This window comes from Streptomyces sp. NRRL S-118 (assembly GCF_000716335.1).
Taxonomy (GTDB): Bacteria; Actinomycetota; Actinomycetes; order Streptomycetales; family Streptomycetaceae; genus Streptomyces.
The window spans coordinates 211776-233082 of the sequence record NZ_KL591003.1 but is presented as its reverse complement, the minus strand read 5'-3'; the positions used below and the strand labels follow the sequence as shown (position 1 = coordinate 233082).

Below are 21307 nucleotides of genomic sequence, written 5' to 3'. Positions count from 1 at the left end.
CGCTCCCCCTGCCTTCGGGGCACCCCCTTCGACGCCCGCGCGCCCCTTCCGGTCAGGCCTTTTCGTGCGGATCAGGCCGGATCAGGGAGCGGCGTCCGGCGCATCGGGCCTCCCCAGGCCCGTCAGGGCCGGGGGGCGCGTCGCACGGCGGAGCAGCGGCGACCGACGACAACGCCGCGAGGTGCGGTGTCCAGGCGTCACCAACCTGTTCGGACAGCACACCTAGCCGTGCGCGGCGATGTCCCACAGGTGCGCCGGCCGGCCGCAGCGCAACGCCTCCCAGGCCGCCCGCCGGTAGCACCCGGCCACGAGCCCGTCGCGCACCAGCCCCGACGCGCCGTGCAGATGGACCGCGTCCCGGGTCACGTCCAGGGCGGTCTCCGCGGTCAGGGCGATGAGCCCGGCGGCCTCCCCGCACGTCAGCCGGTTCTCGTCGAGGTCCTTGGCGGCGTCCCCGACGGCCCAGCGGACCGCGTCGAGCCGCGCCAGGAGACCGGCCACGCGCAGCCGCGGCCCCTGGTGCTTCACCAGCGCCTGCCCGAACTGCCGGCGGCTCCTGATCCGGGACACCACGGCCGTCAGCGCGGCGGCGGTGATGCCGGCGAGCAGCGACGCCTGGTGCACGGCCGCCCGCAACCCCACCCGGGCCAGCGCCCGTTCCGCCGCGATGCCCCGCAGCACCACGGACCCGGCGGGCACGTGGGCCTGGTCGAAGACCGCTCCGGCGACGGCCCCACCGCCGTGGTCGCGCAGCGGGCGCACCTCCACCCCGCCGGCCGGCAGGTCCACGAGCGCGACGCACGGCCCGTCCGGACCGGAGGCCAGGACCAGCAGTGAGCCCGGCCCGACTCCGGCGGCGAAGGGCCCGCCGGAGCCGTCGAGCACGATGCCGCCCCCGTCCCCGTCCGGCTTCCACGTGATGCCGGGCGGCACGCTGCCGCGCGGGTCGGGCAGCCGGCCCGGCACCGCGATCGGGTGCGTCCCCTCCCGCACCCGGTCGAGGAGGCCGTCGAGCCCGTCGGGGGCGAGGGGACCGAGCCCGGAGAGCACGTCGAGTGCGAGCAGGGTGTCGGTCAGCGGGACGGGCTGCATCGCGTCGCCGCCCTCCTCGCACACCATGGCGGCCACGGCCTGGCCGAGGTCGAGGCCGTCCATGCCGATGGGCAGCGCGAACTCCCACGCGCCCACCTGGGTCAGGGCCTCCCAGGCGTGCGCGGGGGTCCCGGCGTCCCTCTCCAGACCCTGGCGGACGGTGAGCCGCAACTGGCGGAAGAGGGAGTCCTCCTCCTCGCGCTCCCGCCACCGCTCGGCCGGCACCCCGCCGACGGCTCCCTGCTGCGTTCCCTGTGTCACGGCCGTACCTCCGCCCCTGAGTCGAGACGCAGCCGGGCCAGCGTCTCCAGCATCATTTCGGCGGTGCCGCCGGATATCCGCATCCCGGGGGCCTCCCGCATCGCCGAGTCCAGTGGATGTGCCACCCCGTCGGTCCCGGGGTCGTCGAGGGTCATGCTGTGGTCGCCGTCGAGCTCGGCCGCCCACCAGGCCACCTCGGCGGCGAGCTCGGTGGTGTACCACTTCGCCGCGGCCGCCTCGTCCTCGTTGAGCTCACCCCGGTCCAGCCGGGTCAGCACACGCCGTACGAGCGTGCCGGCGGCGAGCAGCCGGGCGTTGAGCTTGGCCAGGCCGATGTGGTCGTGCTGGCCGGCCTCCAGCCGGTCGGTGTGGCCCTCGAGCCGTTCGACGGCGGCGCGGTACCAGCGCAGCGCCTTGACGTAGTAGTCGAGTCCGGTGCGCTCGAAGGCGAGGGTCTTGACGACGATCGCCCACCCCTGGCCGATGGACCCGACGACGTCGTCGGCCGTGACGGCCACGCCGTCCAGGGTCACCTCGTGGAAGGCGTCGTCACCGATGCCCGGGACGGCCCTGATCGTCACGCCCTTCTGGGCCAGCGGGACCAGGAACAGGCTGAAGGCGTCGTTCTCGCCGCGCGCCAGGCACAGGCCGTAGTCGGCGAGGCCCGCGAACAGCGAGTGGACCTTGGTGCCGTAGAGCTTGTAGCCGCCGTTCTCGTCGGAAACGGCGCGGGTGGACAGGATGTTGAGGTCGGAGCCGGCCTGCGGTTCGCTGAAGAGCACACAGCCGAAGGCGGTGCCGGCCGCGAAGCCCGGCAGGTGTCTCGCCTTCATCGCGTCACTCGCCACGTTCAGCAGGGTGGAACCGACGATCTGCACGGTCAGCGTGTGCAGCAGGTCGGGCACGTCGTGCATCGCCAGTTCCTCGACGAGCACGGCGGCCGCGACCTGGCTGACCCCGCGGCCGCCGTACTCCTCGGGCCACTGCGGGGCGAGCAGCCCCGCCTCGCCGAGGGCCCGGTGCACGGGGCGGGGGTCCCTCGTCCGCCGGGCGGCGGCGACCGGCGCGGACACCAGGACGTCATGGATCTCCTCGCGAAGGGCGCGCATCGGCGTACGGGGCACGCCGTCGCCGCAGCGCACGAGCCCGCAGTCGGCGGGTGCCCGGTAGAACTCGGTGGTGAGCAATGGAAACTCCCAGGGGCTAGAGGGTGATCCCGGGGGCGGAGGGGGAGGCGACGGCTCGCCGCAGGACGTCCTCGACGCCGGCGAGCAGCGCCGTCACGTCCCCGGGCGCGGCGGCCAGCCGGTTGAACTCGGCGGTGCCGCCGATCTCGCCGTCGCGTTCGACCAGGCCGATGCAGGCGGAGGTCGCGGCGGGGTCGGGACTGTACAGCTCCAGGTGACGCGCGGGCGGTCCGGGCAGCTGGCTCACCTCGATTCCGGGGAGTCCGAAGGGCACGGCGGGATAGTTGTGGAGCGCGAACAGGACGCTGTACGGCTGCGTCCCGCCGGTGCACAGCTCGTCGACGGGCAGCCGCTGGTGGCTCAGGGCGTCGGCGACCGCCGCTCGGGTGCGGTGCAGCAGCTCCGGGAACGACGGCCTCCCGGACAGGTCGATCCGGACCGGGACCACCGTGGTGAACTGCCCCACGGCCCCTTCGAGCTGCGTGGCGAAACGGCCGGCGGCCGGGGTGCCGACCACGACGTCCCTGCGCCCGTCACGGCGGGCCAGCACCACCGCGAGCGCGGCGAGCAGCGTCATGAAGGGCGTGGCCCCCTGGGCGGCACCGAGGGCCAGCCCCGCGTCGAGCGGGCTTCCGGGCCCGCGGCCGAGCCGTACCGGGAGGTGCCCCCGCTCGAACCCGCCCGGCGCGGGCGGCGCCGCGGGGGTACGGGCCAGCCCGGCCCGGCGGCGCGCCAGTTCCGCCGCCCCGTCCGGCGAGGCCAGCCAGCGCCGCTGCCAGTCCGCGTAGTCCGTGAACTGCAGCTCCGGCGGGGCGAGGGCCTCCGGGCCGTCCCGGTAGCCGGCCGCCAGGTCGGTCAGGAACACCCCCGACGACCAGCCGTCGAAGACCGCCAGGTGCGAGGCGAGGACGAGGACGTGTTCGTCCGGACCGAGGGTCAGCAACCGGAACCAGCTGGTACGGCCGCTCTCCAGGGACAGCGCCGTCCCGGCGCTCTCGGCGATCTGGCGCCGTACGGCGTCGCGTCGCGCCGCCTCCGCGTGGTGCGTGAGGTCCGTCCGGGTCAGCCGCAGACAGGGCGTGTCGTCCACGGTCAGCAGCGGCCCCGGACCGTCCGGGGTGCCGGAGATCCGGCAGCGCAGCGCCTCGTGCCGTGCCAGCACGCCGGTGAGCGCCTCGCGCAGCCGCCCGTGGTCGAGGCGCCCGTTGAGCCGTACGGCGTGCGACCCGGTACCGGCGCCCGGCCGGTGCCGTTCGCTCCGGAGCAGCCGGGCCTGGAGGGCGGTCGCGGGGACCGGCCCCGCGCCGGCGCGCGGAGCCGGGCGGGCGGGGACGGGCCGCCGGGCGGCGAGGAGCATCCTGGCCAGCTCGCGCTTGGCCTCCGGCAGCGCGGCGAGCGCCCGGTCGACGCCGGCGCCGGTGGCGGCGGACGCGGTGGGCGTCCGGTCGACGCCGGCGCCGGTCGGCGCGGCCATCACGTGCCGTCCGGGTTCTGCAGGGAGCTGAGCAGCGCGGCGGCCTCGTCGTCGCTCATGTTCTCGATCCGGTCGAAGACCGCCAGGAGCCGGTCCTGTTCGCCGGCCGCCTCGGCCTGCGCGCTGCGGACGAGGTCGGCGAGGCCCGCGACCGTGGGGTGCCCGAAGAAGTCGGCGAGCGCGATGTCGATGCCGAACACGGCGCGCACCCGGGACACCACGATGGTGGCCTGCAGCGAGCTGCCGCCCAGGGCGAAGAAGTCGCCCTCGACGTCCGGGCTCGACCACTCCAGCAGCGGCGTGAGGATGTCGCGGCAGATCTGCTCCTCGATGGCGTCGCGGGGGGCCGTGCCGCCGGCGGACTGGTCGGCGGGCAGCGGCAGCGCCGCGGTGTCGACCTTGCCGTGCGGGGTGAGGGGCAGCTCCTCCAGCACGACCACGACCGGCACCATGTAGCCGGGGAGCCGGGAGGCCGCGTAGGCGCGCAGCCCCTCCGCGTCGGCGACCTCGGAAGCGTAGGCGCCGACCTGCTCCACGGTGACGTACGCGACGAGCATCCGCTCACCGCCCGCGGCCGGCTGGGCGACGGCGACCGCCTGCTGCACGGAGGGGTGCCCGACGAGGACGGCCTCCACCTCGCCCGGCTCGATGCGGTGGCCGCGCAGCTTCAGCTGGCGGTCCGTGCGGCCGAGGAACTCCAGGTTCCCGCCCGGCAGCCAGCGGACCAGATCGCCGGTGCGGTAGAGGCGCTCGGTCTCCGTTCCGTCCGCGTACGGGTTGGTGACGAACCGTTCCGCCGTCAGCTCCGGCCTGCCCAGGTAGCCGCGGGCGATGCCGGGACCCGCCACGCACAGCTCCGCGGGCACCCCGGGCGGCACGGGACGCAGCCGCTCGTCGAGGACGAACGCCTGGTGCCCGGGCATGGGCCGGCCGATGGGCGGATTGCGGTCGTAACTGCCGGTGCAGTCCATCAGGGTGACGGCGACGGTGGCCTCCGTGGGGCCGTAACCGTTGACGAAGCGGCGCTCGCCCGCGGTCCACTCGGCCACCAGCTTGCCGGGGAACGCCTCGCCGCCGACGGACACCAGGCGCAGGTCGGGCAGCGTGCGGGGGTCGAGCAGCGGCAGCAGGGCGGGCGGCAGTTCCGCCACGGTCACCCCGTCGTCCCGCAACCGGGCCTGCAGCAGGGCCGGGTCGCGGCGCTCGTCCTCGGTGGCGATGACGAGTTCGGCGCCCGCCAGCAGGGTGGTGAAGACCTCGAAGACGGAGACGTCGAAGGTGAGGGGGGCGAAGTGCAGCACCCGGTCGCCGGCGCCGATCTCGTACGCCCGCGCGATGGCCCGGGAGAAGTGGGTCACCGAACGGTGCTCGATCATCACGCCCTTGGGGGTGCCGCTGCTGCCGGAGGTGTAGAGCACGTACGCGAGGTCGGCGGGGGACGAGGTCGGCGTCAGCGACGGCACCTCCCGCACCGGGGCGGTGGAGCCGGCCGTGACGAGCTCCAGCGGCACGGGCAGCCGCGCCGCGTCGTCCACCAGGGCGTGCCGGACGCCCGCGTCGGCGAGCACGGTCCTGATGCGCTCGGCGGGCGCGGCCGGGTCGACGGGGACGTAGTGGGCGCCCGCCTTGAGGGTGCCGAGGAGGGCGGCGACGGCCGCGGGGCCGCGTCCGAGGCAGACGGCGACCGGGTCGCCGTGCCGCACACCGCGGTCCCGCAGGCGGTGGGCGATCGCCTCCGACCAGCGGTCCAGGGCCGCGTAGTCGAGCGCCGTCGCACCGTGGCGGACGGCGACGGCGTCCGGCTCGATGGTGGCCCGCTCGCGGAAGGCCCGGTCGAGCGTGGTGGTCCAGGCGGTCTCGTCGACGGGGCCGCCCCGGGACAGCTCACGGGCGTGCCGGGAGGCGGCCGGCTCCTCGACCAGGCTCAGCTCGCCGATCCGGACGTCGGGGTCGTCGGCGACCTGCTCGATGACGCGCCGGAAGGCGGCGAGGAGCGCGGAAGCGGTGCCGTGCCGGTACAGCGAGGTGTTGTACTCCAGCGACAGCTCCAGCCCGTCGTTCTCGCCGACGAGGAAGCTCATGTCGAACTTGGCCGCCCCGTCGTGCAGCTGCTCGACGGCGAACCCGACTCCGCCGGCCTCGGTCGTGTGCGTGCCCCAGCGGCCGAGCGAGGTGAACTCGATCTGGAACAGCGGGTGGCGCAGGGGGTCGCGGACCGGCCGCACTGCGTCGACGACCTGCTCGAAGGGCAGCTCGCTGTTGGTGAACGCGTCCATCACGGTGCTCGCGGTGCGTGCGACGAGCTCGCGGAAGGTGAGGCCGTCGCCCACCTCCGTGCGCAGGGTGATCATCTGTACGAAGCAGCCGATGACGCGTTCCAGGTCGGGGTGCGGACGGGAGGCGCTCGCCGTGCCCACGACGACGTCCTCCGTGTGCGTCCAGTGCCGCAGCAACGCGTTGAAGGCGGCGAGCAGCGTGGTGAAGACGGTGGTGTCGGAGCCCTCCGCCACCTCCTTCAGCCGGTCCAGCAGCTCCTGCTCCAGCATGAGCGTCAGCCCGCGGCCGTCGCCGCGGGTCTCGGGGCTGCGCGGATGGTCGGGCATCACCTCGGTGGCCTCGGCGCCGGCGAGCAACTGCCGCCACTTGTCGGCCAGCGCCTTGCGGTGCCCGGCGTCGTCGAGCTTGGCGCGCTGCCAGGCGGCGAAGTCGGCGTACTCGACGGGCGGCGAACCGGCCTCCGGGCGCCGGCCGCGGGCGGCGTCCGCGTAGCAGGAGGTGAGCTCCTCGGTGAAGATGCGCGTGGAGCCCGGGTCCCACACCACGTGGTGGACCACCCACAGCAGGACGTGCCGGTCGGGGCCGAGGCGCACCAGGTGGGCCCGTACGGGCGGGGCGGCGGCGAGGTCGAAGGGCGCCGACGCGCAGGAGGCGGTGAGCTCGGCGAGCTCCCGCTCCGGATCGTCGCTGCCGGTGAAGTCACTGGTCTGCACGCCGAGGACGAAGGCCGGGACGGGTTCCTGCCACGGCACCCCGTCCACTTCGACGAGCTTGCTGTGCAGCACCTGGTGGCCGGCGACGACGGCGTTGAGCGCCTCGTGGAGCGCGGCCCGGTCGAGCGGGCCGTCCAGGCGTATCGCCAGGGCTATGTTGTTGCGGGCCTTGCCCGCCCCCAGCCGGTCGATGAACCACATCTGCTCCTGCTGGAAGGAGGCGCGGGAGCGCGGCCCGTGGTCGGTCCGCCTGAGTTCGTTGCGGTGACCGACACCGGCGGTCATCTGGTTGCGCATCCGGCCCAGCAGCCGGGAGCGCTGCCCCTGGGGCAGCCGGCCGAGACGTTCGGCGAGGTCAGACATGGGTTCCTCCGTTGCGGTGCAGCTCGGCCAGCAGTGCGGCGAGCCGGTCCGGCAGATGCTTGGCGAAGTAGTGGCGGCCACCGGGGATCACGGCGAGCCGCAGGTCACGGGCGTACCGGCCCCAGGCGCGGTGGCCCTCCTCGTAGCCCTTGGTGGCGTCGTCGGCGTCGCCGATGACGCAGGTGAGCGGGGTGACGAGCGGCTGGTCGTAGCCGTCGGGGGTGCGGGCGAAGAAGCGGGCGGCCTCGGTCATGTCGTGCCGGACCATCCGGAGCACGGCCGACAGGTCGCTGTCGTCGAGGACGCCGTCGAAGCCGTCCATGGTGGTGAGGTAGCCGACGAGGTCGTCGTCGGTGGAGACGCGCTCCATCTCCAGGGCGAAGTCGGGATCGTCCTCCGGCAGCGCCGCCGCGAGGTGGAGGGCCACCGGCCGCAGCCCGTCGCGCTCCAGGACCCGGGTGGTCTCCAGGGCCGTGACCACCCCGGCGCAGTGCCCGTAGACGGCGAACGGTCCGGTGACGGTACGGGCGATCTCGCGGGCGGCGAGTTCCGCGAACTCGGCGACCGGGAGCATCGGCCCCGGGTTCAGCGGGTCGTGCCCGGGAGGGGACACGGCCAGCAGCTCGATGTGCGGCGGGAGGTGCGCGGCGAGAGGCTGGTAGGCGATCGCGTCGCCGCCGCCGTGCGGGAAGCACACGAGGGTGAGCGGGGGGGGGGCGCCGGGGGACGGGGGAGTGAGCCGGTGCAGCAGCCGGTGCGGCGCCGTGCCCTCGCCGCCGCCCCGGCCGGCCAGTTCGGCGGCGCGGGCGGCCAGGCCCGCGGAGGTGGGATTGCTGAAGAGGTCCACCACCCGCAGCTCGCCCGCCCCCGGCAGCGCCTCGGCGACGGCCCGCACGGCCCGGACGGCCGCGAAGGAGTCACCCCCCAGGGCGAAGAAGTCGTCGTCCACCCCCACGGCCGGCAGACCGAGGACCTCGGCCCAGACGGCCGCGACGCGTCGCCCCGCGGGGTCGCCCCCGGCCGGCGCGGAGGCGGCCTCGGGCGGCGCCGCCGCGGCGCGCGGCTCGGGCAGCGCCTTGCGGTCGACCTTGCCGTTGGGGCTGAGCGGCAGCCGCTCCAGCACGACGAGCCCGGACGGTACGCAGTGCGGCGGGAGCACCGCGCCCAGGGCCGCGCGCAGCGCCGGCGGGTCCGGGCGGGCGCCGTCCTCGGGGACGACGTAACCCGTCAGCCGGGCCGAGCCGGCGGTCTGCCGGGCGACGACGACGGCGTCGCGGACGCCGGGCAGCTCGCGCAGGGCGCTCTCCACCTCGCCGGGCTCGATGCGCAGCCCGTTGAGCTTGATGCGGAAGTCGGTGCGGCCGAGGAGCTCGATGGTGCCGTCGGGCCGGTAGCGGGCGAGGTCACCGGTGCGGTAGAGCCGTTCGGTCCGCCCGGGCTCCAGCTCCACGTGCACGAACTTCTCCGCCGTCAGCTCCGGCCTGTTCAGGTAGCCGCGGGCCAGCCCGACGCCGCCGAGGTGGAGTTCGCCGGGCACGCCGACCGGGACGAGCCGGTCGGCCGGATCGAGGATGTAGGCGCGCTGGTTCGCCATCGGGCGGCCGTAGGGCAGCTTCGTCCAGCCGGGTTCGACCCGGCCGACGCGGTACTCCACGGAGTGGATGGACGCCTCGGTCGCCCCGCCGAGCGCGGCGAAGGCCACCCCGGGTGCGAAGGCGCGCAGCCGGTCCGGCTGGGTCACGGGAATCCAGTCGCCGCCGAGGAAGGCGGCGCGCAGACCGGGCAGCGCGGGCCCCGAGGCGTGTTCGAGCTGGTCGAGGAGGAGGCCGAGCAGGGCGGGAGCGGAGTTCCACACGCTCACGCCGTGCCGCTCGGCGAGCTCGGCCCAGTGGGCCGGGTCCTTCGCCGCGGCCGGGTCGGGCAGGACGATGGTGCCGCCGGCGGCGAGCATGCCGAGCGTCTCGTACACGCTCATGTCGAAGCTCGGCGAGGACAGCGCGAGCACCGCGTCGCCGGGCCCGATGCCGTAGGAGCGGTTGAGGTCCAGCAGGTTGTTGACGACGCCGCGGTGCTCCAGCGCGATGCCCTTCGGGGTTCCGGTGGAGCCCGAGGTGAAGATGACGTACGCCAGGTCCCGGGACGTGACGGGGACGGCGGGCCGGCTCGCCGGCAGGGACTCCAGCCGCCGCCGGTCGGCGTCCAGCAGGATCCGCGTGGTGCCCGGGTCCAGCGGCAGCCGGCCGACCAGCTCCGCGTCGGAGACCACGATCGGCGGTGCCGCGTCCCGCAGCAGCAGGCCCAGGCGCTCGGCCGGGTAATCGGGGTCGAGCGGCACGTACGCGGCGCCCGCCTTCAGCACCGCGAGAATCGCGGTCACCAGCCCGGGGCCGTGGCGCAGGCACAGGGCGACCGTCCGGTCCGGCCCCGCCCCCGCCTCGGTGAGCCGGTGCGCGAGCCGGTTGGCGCGCCGCTCCAGCTCCCGGTAGGTCACGGTCCAGCCGCCCAGCCCGCCGCAGACGACGGCCGCGGCGTCGGGACGCCGGTCGGCGTGCTCCTCGAACAGGTGGTGGAGGCAGGCGTCCTGGGGGAAGGGCGCGCGGGTGGCGTTCCAGTCGTCCAGGGCGGCGCGCCGCTCGGGCCCGGTGAGCAGCGGCAGCGTGGAGAGGGGCGCGGCGGGCCGTTCGACGGCCGCTTCCAGGGTGGTGAGGAAGTGGCCCAGGAGCCGGTCGACGGTCGCGGCGTCGAACAGGTCGGTGGGGTACTCCACGAGGGCGCGCACGGCGCTGCCGGTGTCGTGGACGCTGATCATCAGGTCGTACTTGGTGGCGCGGGAGGAGAAGTCGATGGGCTCGGTGTCCAGTCCCGTGAGGCCGGGCGCGGTGTCCGGGGTCTCGTCCAGCAGGAACATCACCGAGGTGAGCGGCGGCCGGCTGGGGTCGCGCGGCAGCCCGAGCGCGTCGACGATCAGGTCGAACGGCAGCTCCTGGTGGGCGTACGCCTGGAGCGTGGTGTGCCGCGTGGAGCGGACCAGCTCCGCGAAGCCCGGGTCCCCGCCCGTTCTGATGCGCAGCGGCAGGGTGTTGACGAAGAAGCCGATCAGGTCGCCGAAGGCGGGGTGGTCGCGGCCGGACACCGAGGTGCCGACGAGGACGTCCTCCTGCCCCGTCCAGCGGCGCAGGGTCGCGGCGAAGCCGGCCAGCATCGTCATGTAGAGGGTGGCGCCCTCGGATTTGCCGAACTCCCGCAGCCGCGCGATGAGCCCGGGCGGCAGTTCGACGTACCGGGAGGCCCCCGCATGGCCGAAGACCGGCGGGCGGGGCCGGTCGGTCGGCAGGTCCACGGGGGCGGCGCCGCCGAGCTCCTCGCGCCAGAAGGCGGTGAGCTGCTCCAGCCGGTCGCCGCTGATGCGGCTGCGTTGCCAGACCGCGAAGTCCGCGTACTGCAGGGCGAGCCGGGGCAGCGGTCCCCCTCCCGCGCCCGTGCGGGCCGCGTAGGCGCGCTCCAGCTCCGTCGACAGCAGCCGCATCGACCAGCCGTCGGTCACGATGTGATGGAGATTCAGCACGAGGACGTGGTCGTCGGCGGAGAGCCGGGCGAGCGAGGCGCGCAGCGGGACGGCGCCCGCGAGGTCGAAGGGGGCCGACGCGTCGGCGTCGTAGAAGGCCCGGACGGCCTCCTCGTCCGGCAGGTCGGTGACCGGCAGGGGCAGCCGGTAACCGTCGATCACCCGGGGTACGGCCTCGGCGGCCCCGGGCACGTCCCGGTAGACGGTGCGCAGCACCTCGTGCCGGTCCACGACCTCCTGGAGGGCGCCGTGCAGCGCGGCGACGTCGAGGGGGCCGCGGATGCGGGTGGCGACCGGCACGTTGTACGCCGGGCTGCCGGGCTGGAGCTGGTCGATGAACCACAGGCGGCGTTGGGCGAAGGAGAGCACCGGCGCCGCGGCGGGGTCCCGTGGTGCCGGCTCGGGGTCCTCCCGTACGGCGGCGCGCCCCCCGTTGCGGCCCGCGAGGGCCTGGAACAGTGCCCGGCGGGACTTCGGCAGTGCGGCTATGCGTTCGGCGAGGGACTCGCTCACCTTGTGCCTCCGTGCGTCTGATGGAGAGGAATACAGCAAGGGATGCGGGGGGAGGGGCCGCGACCGGTACGCCCCCGGGCCTTCGGAGCGGTACGGCTCCCGGCGCGCCGGGAGCGGCGCGGCCGAGGCGGCTCGCGGGTCGTGCGGGCCCGGAGCGGGCGGCGTCGTGCGGTGACGGCGGGGACGCCGGGCGGGCCCGGCTGGGGCTGCTGCGGTACGGGCGCCGGCGCGCCGCGCGACCCACGGCGGTGTGCGGCCGGCTGCGCCGCCCGGGACGGTCCCCGCGGTAACGGCGGGCTGGTGCGGGTCGCCCGGTGCGGGCGGGCACGGCCGGCTGGTGCGGGTCCCGCGGTGCGGGCGCGTACGGCGGGTGGTGCGGGGTGATGAGGTAGGGAGCCGCGGGCGCGGTGCCGCGGATGTGCGGGTGCGGAGCGGGTGCCGGGCGGGCCGGCACCCTCTCCGACATGTCGGGGTCGCGCTACGCGCCGACCTTCGTGCCGTCCGCGGAGGACTGCGCCGGATCCGCGTCCGCGGCGTCCTGGCCGGCGGGCGCGTCCCCGACCGGCATCTCCTTGATCGCGGCGACCGGCCCCCCGAGGAGCGTCAGACCGCCGATGATGCTGAGCGCTCCGGCGATGGCCAGGGCTCCGGTCAGGCCGAGCGCCTCGCCCAGCGCGCCGCCCGCGAAGTAGCCGAGGGACAGGGCGCCGTAGACCGCCGACAGGGCGGCACCGCTGACGCGGCCCATCTGCTCGTTCGGGGTGACGCCCTGCACCAGGCTCAGGACGTGGATGTCGAACATCGGGGACACGAAGCCGATGACCGCCTGGACCACGATCAGTCCGACGAAGCCGGCGACCGCGCCACCGGTCGGCACCAGGATGTACCCGGCGCCCAGCACGACGGCGGTCAGGACCAGGGTGCGGCCGACCGTCAGCACCTTGGTGACCAGCTCGGACAGGACGGCGCCGACGATCACGAAGACCGACATGACGGCGAAGGCCGCGCCCACCTGGCCGGGGCTGAGGTCGAGGACCTTGTACGCGTACACGATCAGCAGCGCGTCACCCATCGCGGCACCGAGGTTGACCACGACGTTGGCGGTGAACAGGCCCCGCAGGACGGGGTTGCCGAAGAGGGTCTTCAGGCCCTCCTTCATCTCCGCCTTGGCCGACGCCTTCGTCTCCTCCGCCCTCGCCCGGGTGTCGCGGTGCCGGATGACCAGCAGGGCGACCAGCGAGACGAGGAAGGTGAAGGCGTCCGCCGTGATGGCGCGTGCCGCACCGAGCACCTGGATCAGCGCGCCGCCGGCGCCGGCGCCGACGGCCTCGGCGACGCTGCGGCTGATCTGGAGCTTGGTGTTGCCCTCGACGAGGTTCTCCGTGCCGATGAGCTGCGGCAACCAGGACTGGTACGAGACCTCGAAGAAGGTGGTCAGGATGCCGGCGAGAGCGGCCACGACGTAGACGTGCGCCATCGTGACGGAGTCCACGGCGAACGCCAGCGGGATCGACGCCAGGGCCAGGAAGCGGCCCAGGTCCGCCACGATCATGATCGTGCGGCGCGAGAACCTGTCGGCGACGAGACCGGCGATCGGGGCCAGCAGGAGGAAGGGCAGGAAGCGCAGTGCGCCGAGGACGCCGACCTCGAACGCTCCCCCGTCGAGAAAGACGACCGCGAGGGTCGGTAGCGCGAGCAGTGAGATCTTGTCGCCGAAGTTGCTGACGGTCTGCCCGAACCACAGGCGGTTGAAATCGGAATGCCGACCGAGTGCCATGTCGACGCCCTTTTCTGGTTGGGGACGGAATTGTCGGACGGCACTCACCGTAGGAAGACCGGGTTAGGGACCGGTTACGTATCCGGGCGGTCAAAGACCTGGTGTAGAGAGCGTATGAGAAGCGTTGTAGACCCCGGAGAAGCGTGCGACGTCGGCGCTCTCCCGGGCGATCCCCGCCGCGGTCGCGGTGTCGAAGGGCGCGCCGCCCGGGAAGGGCTCGACCACCGGACCGCTGCCGCGCCGGCCGCCCGACCACGTACCGACCGCCCAGCCGTCGACCACGACCGTCGGGCGGATCACCCCGCCTCCGGGCCATACGCGGCGCTCGTGCTCCGCGGGCACCGACAATTCCCTGCGGCGGTATCCGACGAGGTAGTTGTCGTACGCGGGGAGCAACCGCACATCGCCCCGCGGAATTCCGTCCGTGTTCTCCACGGGCATCTCGCCGGCTGCCGCCCACGCCTGTTTGGCCGTGCTGGTGCGCAGTCCCGACCAGTGGGCGAAGTCCAGGGCGTCACTGGGACCGTGGGCCGCCCGGTAGCGGCGGGCGAGTTCGGTCTCCGCGGCCGCCCCCGCGAAGGGGAGCGGTCCGGTGTCCGCCAGCCAGTCGTCGAGCAGCACGAAGGTGGCCTCACCCGCCCGCAGGGGGCCGTGGCAGATCATCCCGGCCAGCGCCGTGCGGCGGATGAGGTGGAAGGCCGACTGGCCCTTGGGCTCCACTCCCAACGACGTGAGCCGTGCGGTGAGTTCGGCCCGGGTCAGCGGGCCCTCGCCGTCGATCGCCCGCACGATCAGACGCGACGCCCGTTCGCACAGGGCCTCGTCCAGACCGAGCTCGCGCAGGCGGCGGGCGCCGAGCGCCAGGTGGACCGGGCCCAGGAGGCCGAGCAGCCAGCGGGCGTCGGCCGCGGGGACGAGCTGGAGTGTGCCGCGCATGTACCAGCCGCGGACGGCGGTGCGCTCGACATCGGTGGCCCGCCGGACGTCCTCGGCGGTCAGGCCCGTCACGCGGGCGCGCAGGCCGAGACCCGCCGCCGCGAGGTCCTGCGCCTGGACGGCGAGGACCCGGTCCAGGGCGGCGGCGACCGTCGTCTCGCGGGCCCGCCCCCCGATCGCCTGTGCGCGTGCTCTCAGCAGCCGGTCGGCAGTTCGTCGTTCCACGGTCTCCAGTCTTTCACCGATACAGGGCGGTGCGGCTGCCGGACACCGTCCGCAGCCGCACCTCTTCGAGTGCCGCGACGCAGCCGACGGCCTCCGCCGCCGACCAGTCCGTGAGCCGCCAGGCTCCCCGGCGGACCGGGCCGGGCCGGTGCACCGGAAGGTCGAGGAGGCGTACGTCGTCGAGTGCGCCCTCCCCGACCTTGACCAGGGCCTCCTTGCGCACCCACTGGCGCAGGAAGGTCCGCCGGGGGTCGGCGGCCGCCGCCAGCTCGGACAGCTCGGCCGGCCCGCACGCGCGGGCCGCCACGTGCCGGTCCAGGGGGGTGACGCCGTCGTCGGCCTCGATGTCGATGCCCACCGGGCCGTGGGCCGCGGCGGCCGCGACCCAGCCGCGGGAGTGGGCCAGGCTCACCCCGACCCCCGCCGGGCGGTCCAGCCGGGGACGGCCGTGCGGCCGGTCGCACCGGTCGCAGCTCTGCACGACGGCCAGGCTCCGCGCCGGGCGCCCGAGCAGCTCCGCGGCACAGAACCTGACCAGCGCGTGCGCGGCGACGAAGTCGTCCCGGTCCGCGGCGGACCGCAGGGCGTCCGCCCGGTCCCGTTCCGCACGGGTGAGCAGCTCCCGTACGTCACCGGCTCCGGCCAGCACCTCTCCGGTCCGCCCGGCCAGCGCGACCGCCGCCATCAGCGCCTGCGGCGCAGGACCGCGTAGTAGCCCGGCAGCAGCAGTGCGTCCGCGTCCGACTGCGGGTCGATGGCGTGCAGCCGGACCGCCTGGTCCTCCAGGACCTCCCAGTCGTCCGCCGGGAAGGCCGCGGACAGTTCGGGGCGGGTGAAGCGCTGGGAGTGCCGCACACCGGCCGCCTCCAGCGGCCCGACCAGGTCCTCGGCCCGGCCGCGCTTGCCGCCGACGAAACCGAGGTAGCCGAACGAGTTGCTGGAGTAGTCGGGCTCGTGGACGATCAGCACCCCGTCGGGCCCCAGCAGCCGGCCCGCGACCGCCGCGAGCCGGGCCCGGGCGGCGCTGTCGAGGACGTGGAAGACACCGCGGACGAAGATGTTGTACGGGCCCTCGCCCAGGGCGCCGGCCTGCTCGGCGTCGGTCATGTCGACGGCGAGGTACTCGACGTTCGCGACCCCCTCCGCGTGTGCCTCCCGCACGGCGTGCTCGATCGCGCTGACGGAGACGTCCACACCCACCACCCGCGGGTAGTGCGGGGCGAGTTCACGGCTGTAGCGGCCGTTGCCGCAGCCGAGGTCGATGAGGGGCAGGTCGTCGCGGAAGTGCCGGCGGGCCTGGCCGAGCAGCCACTGGAACTCCTCGCCGCTGTCGGCGTCCCAGATGACGTCCCCGCCGCGGCCGGTGCGCTCGATCCCCGCCCAGTACCGCTCCCACGCGTCGCCGGTGTCCCGCTCCTCGACGGGGCCGGCGGCGGCGTCGTCCCGCTCGCCCGGCGGCGGGGAGAAACGCTCCCAGGTCTCCTCCTCGCCGAGCGCCTCGAGCAGGGCGAGGAAGTCCCGGAACATGGACTCGACCAGCCCGTCGGGGAAGACGGCGGGCAGGTAGTCCCAGTTGAAGGTCAGGCCGCCGGCCTTCTCGAAGACCTGGAAGTCCAGCGAGACCTGCGGCGTCTGGGAGATGCCGTAGACCGGCACGCCCAGCTCGGTCTCCTCGTACTGCGGCGGGTGGCCGGCGAGGCTCGTCATCACCACGGGCATGGCGGGGGCGAGGGAGCCGCGCAGCTTGGTCAGCTCGCGCAGCACCTGGACACCGCTGAAGTAGCGGTGCTCCAGATCGGCCCACAGCCGGCGCTGCACGGCCTGGGCGCGCCCGGCGAAGGTGGTGTCCCGCTGCTCGACGGCGAGCAGCAGGGTGGTCGTGGTGTCCGCGAGCAGGGAGTTGACCTGGGGGTGCAGCGGGAGCCGGTTGAACAGCGGGAAGTTGATGGTGAACCGGGCCTGCCCGGAGGCGTTGCCGAGGATCTCGGCGTAGGCGGCGGCGAGCACCCCGGACGGGGTGACCTTGCGGTCGCCGGCCCGCTCCTGGATGCGGTTCCACAGCCCGGCGGGCACCACGTGGCTGAGCCGCTCGAAGCGCACGGGCAGGGCCGGGGCGCCGGCGGGGCGTTCGGGCAGCTCCGGTGCGGGCGGCAGGGTGGCGAGCCGGTCCCGCCAGTACCACTCGGAGCGGCGGTAGAGCTCGCTGTCGCGCAGCGAGTTCCCCACGGCCAGGACGTAGTCGCGGAACGTCAGCTCCAGCGGCGGGAGTTCCGCGCCGGGATCGGTGTAGCAGGTCACCAGGTCCGGGATCAGGACCTGGAAGTAGCTCCACGCGTCGGCGACGAGGAAGTCCAGGCAGAGGTGGATGCGGGCCCGGCCGCCACCGAGCAGGCTGATCCGCACGTCGAACAGCGGCCAGCCGTCGGCGTCGAGCACCTGGTGGGACAGCCGCTCGCGCAGCGCGTCCAGTTCCGCCTGCCGGTCCGCGGCGTCCAGGCTCCCGAGGTCCGTGACCGGGATGTCGTACGCGGGGATCTCCTCGTACACCTGCTGGGTGCCGTCGGGCAGGATGCGGGTGCGCAGCGCGTCGTGGCGCTCGACCAGCCGGCGCCAGGCCGCCTCGAACCGCGGGACGTCGAGGTGCTCGCTCTCCCACTCGAAGTAGCCGTGGCAGCCCACGTTCCCCAGCTCCACCAGGCCGCCGCGGCCGATCCACAGCGCTTGCTGGCTCTCCGTGAGCGGGAACGGCTCGAAGCGGGCGGCGGGGTCGGGGACGATGGCCGCCAGACCGCCGAACTCGCCCCGCCCGTCGGTGTGTTCCGTGACGATCAGGGTGCCCAGTTCGGCGACGGTCGGGCAGGTCGACAGGTCGGACAGGCTCAGTTCGACGCCGTAGCGGCGGCGGATCTCGTCGATCAGCTGGAACGCCAGCAGCGAGTGGCCGCCCAGCTCGAAGAAGTTGTCGTGGATGCCGACGCCCTCGGTGCGGAACGCCTCGGCCCACAGGCGGACCAGCCCGTCCTCGACCTCGTTGCGCGGAGGCTCGTACCCGGCGCTGACGCCCTCGTGGGGCTCCGGCGGTTCGGGCAGGCTCCGCCGGTCCACCTTGCCGTTGGCCAGGCGGGGGAGGGCGGGCAGGACGACCACCGTGCCGGGGACCATGTAGTAGGGCAGCGTGCGCGCCACGGCGGCCCGGACCGCGCCGGCGTCCGGAGGCGTGTCGCCGTCGGCGGAGACGTACGCGACCAGCCGCTTGTCGTCGGGTCCGCGTTCCTGGGTGACGACGACCGCCTCGGCGACACCGTCGGCACGGGCGACATGGGTCTCGACCTCGCCGAGCTCCACCCGGAAGCCGCGGATCTTGACCTGGGCGTCGGAGCGGCCGAGGAGCTCGACGGCCCCGTCCTCCCGGCGGCGCGCCAGGTCACCGGTGTCGTACAGCACGGGATACGGATCGTCCGGGACGACTCCGGCGCGGAACTTCGACGCCGTCAGCTCCGGACGGCCGTGGTACCCGGCGGACACCCCGGCTCCCGAGACGTGCAGCCGGCCGACCTCGCCGTCGGCGACCGGCCGGTCCTCCTCGTCCAGCAGGTGCACGCGCATGTTGGCGATGGGCACCCCGACGGGCACCTGCCGTGTGGCGCGGACCTCCTCCGGGGTGGCCTGGCTGGTGAAGTCCACGCCCGCGCCCAGGTCGAGGCAGGTGAGGACGTTGGTCGTCTCGGTGGTGCCGTACGTCATGACGACCCGGAACGGTGTGTCGACGGGCGGCCAGCTGTGCACCCGCTCCGCCGTCGTCACCAGGATGCGCAGCGCAGTGTCCCGCGGCCAGTCCAGCCCCCACACGGGTTCGGCGAGCGCGGCGACCAGCATGGTGTGGGTGATCCCCTCCGTACCGAGCCAGTCCCTGATCTGCTCGGGCGTCTGCGCCTGGCCCGCCTCCGGGATGTGGACCGCCGCGCCCAGGGGCAGGTACGGCAGCCACTCCATGATCTGCACGGCGAACCCGGGCGTGGACATCCAGGACGCCCGGTCGCCCGGGCGCACGCCATAGGCGCGCCCGGTCCAGTGCACCAGGTTGGTCAGGGCACCGTGCCGCTCCAGCACCGCCTTGGGAGTGCCGGTGGACCCCGAGGTGTAGATGAGGTGGCTGACCGTGTCCGGGCCCGTCGGGACACCGGTCGGGGTCTCGGGCAGGCCGTGCCCGGCGGTGGCGACATCGGCACGCGCCACCCCCTCGGGCAGTCGCGGGCCGTTCCCGGGCGCAGTGAGCACGAGCAGCGGACCGGCGTCGGCGATCATGGCGGCGAGCCGGTCGTCGGGGTTGACCGGGTCGAGCGCCACGATCGCCGCACCCGTCTTCAGGACGGCGAGCGAGCCGATGACGTACTCGGCGCCGCGGGGATAGCACAGACCTATCCGCTCGCCGGGGGCCGCGCCCCGGGCGATCAGTGCGTGGGCCAGCCGGTTGGTGGCGGCCTCCAGCTCCGCGAAAGTCCAGGCGCGGTCGCCGTGGACCAGGGCGGGGGCGCCGGGGGTCCGGGCGGCCTGCTCGGCGAGGAGCCGGGGATAGCCGGTGGCGGGGAAGCCGGTGTCGGTCCGGTTGAAGTCGACGATCGCGGTGGTCACAGCGCAGCCCTTTCTCGGTGTGCGAAAGCCCGGCTGCGCAGCAGCCGCACCGGGAGACTCTTGATCCCCCACGTGAAGTTGGACGAGTTGAACCGGGCCGGTCCGGTCGGTTCGAAACCGTCCAGAGCGGCGAGCATCTCGGTCAGCAGGGCGCCGAGTTCGAAGCGGGCGAGCCGGGCGCCCAGGCAGAGGTGGCGTCCGTGGCCGAAGGCGACGTGGCGGTTGGGACGCCGGTCGACGCGGAAGGCGTGCGGATCGGTGAAGACGTCCTCGTCGCGGTTGGCGGAGACGTTCCACAGCGTGACGCGGTCCCCGGCGGCGATGCGCGTCCCGTCGATCTCGGTGTCGCGCACGGCGGTGCGCAGGGCGTGCACCCCCGGGGTGGTCCAGCGCAGGATCTCCTCGACCGCCGGGGCGATGCCGGCGGGACCGAGGCGGCGCAGCAGCTCCCACTGCTCCGGCAGCCGGGCGAACATGTGGACCGCGCCCGCGGCGGAGTAGCGGGTGGTCTCGTTGGCTCCGGACAGCACGCCGTTGCAGTTGAAGACGATCTCCTCGTCGCTCAGGGGCCGTTCGGTGCCGTCCCCCTCGTCGACGAGGGTGTCGTGGGCGATCTGGCTGACCAGGTCGTCACCGGGCCGGGCCCGGCGCTCGCCGAGGAGTTCGATGAAGTAGAGGAAGATCTCGGAGTGCGCATTGCTGCGCACGGTCTCGTCGGGGGAGTCGAAGGCGTCGGTGGTCAGGGCCCCGATCCAGGCCCAGTCGGCGCGCGGGATGCCCATCATGGCGCAGACGACCCGGTTGGGGAGCTGCTTGGCGAGGTCGATGAAGTCCAGCTCGCCCTCCTCGACCGCCTCGGCCACCAGCTCGCCCACGACCGTTTCGACGAGGGCCTCCAGGCGGGGCATCCGCTGCGGCCCGAACGCCTGGTGCAGCGCGCGCTTGAGCCGGGTGTGCTGGGGCGCGTCGGAGACGATCAGCATCCGCTGGGCGACGGCGGCGACGGCCGCCGGATCGCTGCCGAGGCGCATGCCCCGCGCCGAGCTGAAGGTGTCGCTGTCGGCGTACACGGCCATGATGTCGCGGTGCTTGCTGAGCACCCAGAAACCGTCGTCGCCGCCGGGCTCCGGGTGCCAGTGCACGGGCGCGTGGGCGCGCAGCCAGGTGAAGGCGTCCCAGAAGTCGTTACGGGTGAAAGGCGCCGGATCGAGCAGGTCGATACGCATCTCAGGCCCCTTCGGCCCGGTGCGCGGGGGTGGCCGCCGCGGTGCGCACGCTGCGGGGCCGCGTGTCGCTCCAGCAGGCGTCCACATGGGCGACGCACTCGTCCTCGGTGCCGCTGAACCCGGCCGGCGTCCAGCCGTCGGGCAGCTCGCGCGCCGAGGGATACAGCGCGTACTGCTCCTCGTGGTTGACGAGGACCTGGTAGGTGGTGGGCACGACGTCCTCCGGCTCGGTCGCATGGCATTCGGTCAGGGATGGGGCGGGTCGACGTGCGGACCGCCGGTGCGGGACGGGGCCCGGCGGCCCGCCGCCCGGCTCAGGCGGTGCCGGCCGGTACGGCCGCGACATCGCGCAGCAGTCCGGCCAGGTGCTCCAGGAGCGTCTCCGGCCGGCGCAGCACGGCGTGATGACCGCCTTCGACGCGGTGGACGCGGAAGGCGGCGGTGGTGACCGCGGCCCAGCCGGCCAGGTCCTGCGCGGTGACGGTGTCGTCGCCGTCGGCCCTCCACGCGTGCACGGGCACGGAGAGCGGGGTGCCGGGGGAGTGGGCGTAACTCAGCGACAGCACCGCGTCCTTGCGGAGCATCGCGACCATCAGGGCGCGGGTGTCCTCGTCGAGGAAGGCGGGGTCGAGCCCGGCGGTGTCGAAGAGCTTGTCCAGCTCCTCGTCGTCCTCGACGATGCCCCGCCCGGCGCCGTCCCAGTGGCCGGGCGCCCGGCACGCGCTGACCACCAGGGCCGCGGGCCGGACGCGGCGGGCGATCTCGTACCCGAGGAGCCCGCCGAAGCTGTGGCCGAAGACGACCAGCCGCCGGCCGGCGGCGACGACCGGGCGCAGCTCGCCGGCGATCGCCTCGACCGCCTCGTCGAAGGTCCGCGGCATGGGCTCGCGCCAGCGGTTCTCGCGGCCCGGCAACTGCACGCCGTACACCTGCCCGACCCCCGCCAGGGCCGGGACCCAGGCGCGGAACTGCTGGCAGCCCGCGCCGGCCGGCGGCAGGCAGAGCAGCGCCGGGAGGGCGGTGTCACCCGGGCCGGACGGCCACGTGGAGATCCAGCTGCCCATGG

12 protein-coding genes are annotated in these 21307 nt (G+C 74.5%); all 12 read right to left on the bottom strand.

All coding sequences use genetic code 11. The features are described from left to right. Positions 1-222: 222 nt before the first annotated feature. On the bottom strand, positions 223-1353 hold the full coding sequence (locus IH00_RS0107750; protein ID WP_158827739.1) for an acyl-CoA dehydrogenase family protein: 1131 nt from the start codon (positions 1351-1353) through the stop codon (positions 223-225). After that, on the bottom strand, positions 1350-2540 hold the full coding sequence (locus tag IH00_RS0107745; protein WP_052411256.1) for an acyl-CoA dehydrogenase family protein: 1191 nt from the start codon (positions 2538-2540) through the stop codon (positions 1350-1352). Before IH00_RS0107745 ends, IH00_RS0107750 begins: the two co-directional genes overlap by 4 nt. Before the next feature lie 16 nt (positions 2541-2556). Further along, the gene (locus IH00_RS38850; protein WP_031070988.1) at positions 2557-4014 is read right to left on the bottom strand and encodes a condensation domain-containing protein; all 1458 of its coding nucleotides are present in this window, start codon (positions 4012-4014) and stop codon (positions 2557-2559) included. Continuing rightward, entirely contained in the window at positions 4014-7367 is a 3354-nt protein-coding gene (locus tag IH00_RS0107735; protein ID WP_052411255.1) for a non-ribosomal peptide synthetase, read from the bottom strand. The genes IH00_RS38850 and IH00_RS0107735 overlap by 1 nt, the downstream gene beginning before the upstream one ends. After that, the gene (locus IH00_RS0107730) at positions 7360-11445 is read right to left on the bottom strand and encodes a non-ribosomal peptide synthetase (RefSeq protein ID WP_052411254.1); all 4086 of its coding nucleotides are present in this window, start codon (positions 11443-11445) and stop codon (positions 7360-7362) included. Before IH00_RS0107730 ends, IH00_RS0107735 begins: the two co-directional genes overlap by 8 nt. A 478-nt stretch (positions 11446-11923) precedes the next feature. After that, positions 11924-13222 carry an MFS transporter gene (locus IH00_RS0107720; protein WP_052411253.1) on the bottom strand — a complete coding sequence of 433 codons (1299 nt, stop codon included), beginning with the start codon at positions 13220-13222 and terminating at the stop codon, positions 11924-11926. A 90-nt stretch (positions 13223-13312) separates the two neighbouring features. Then, complete coding sequence (locus tag IH00_RS0107715; protein ID WP_052411252.1) at positions 13313-14383, bottom strand: winged helix DNA-binding domain-containing protein; 1071 nt, start codon at positions 14381-14383, stop codon at positions 13313-13315. 13 nt (positions 14384-14396) lie between these two features. Next, complete coding sequence (locus tag IH00_RS0107710; protein ID WP_052411251.1) at positions 14397-15068, bottom strand: 4'-phosphopantetheinyl transferase family protein; 672 nt, start codon at positions 15066-15068, stop codon at positions 14397-14399. Continuing rightward, positions 15068-19015: a non-ribosomal peptide synthetase gene (locus IH00_RS37130; protein ID WP_031070976.1), complete on the bottom strand. Its 3948-nt coding sequence runs from the start codon at positions 19013-19015 to the stop codon at positions 15068-15070. Before IH00_RS37130 ends, IH00_RS0107710 begins: the two co-directional genes overlap by 1 nt. Then, positions 19012-20241: a cytochrome P450 gene (locus IH00_RS0107700; RefSeq protein ID WP_031070975.1), complete on the bottom strand. Its 1230-nt coding sequence runs from the start codon at positions 20239-20241 to the stop codon at positions 19012-19014. Before IH00_RS0107700 ends, IH00_RS37130 begins: the two co-directional genes overlap by 4 nt. A gap of 1 nt (position 20242) precedes the next feature. Then, on the bottom strand, positions 20243-20587 hold the full coding sequence (locus tag IH00_RS45025; protein WP_078887613.1) for an MbtH family protein: 345 nt from the start codon (positions 20585-20587) through the stop codon (positions 20243-20245). Further along, a complete protein-coding gene (locus IH00_RS38845) occupies positions 20556-21305 on the bottom strand; it encodes a thioesterase II family protein (RefSeq protein ID WP_052411249.1) in 750 nt (249 codons plus the stop codon). Before IH00_RS38845 ends, IH00_RS45025 begins: the two co-directional genes overlap by 32 nt. Between the last annotated feature and the right edge of the window lie 2 nt (positions 21306-21307).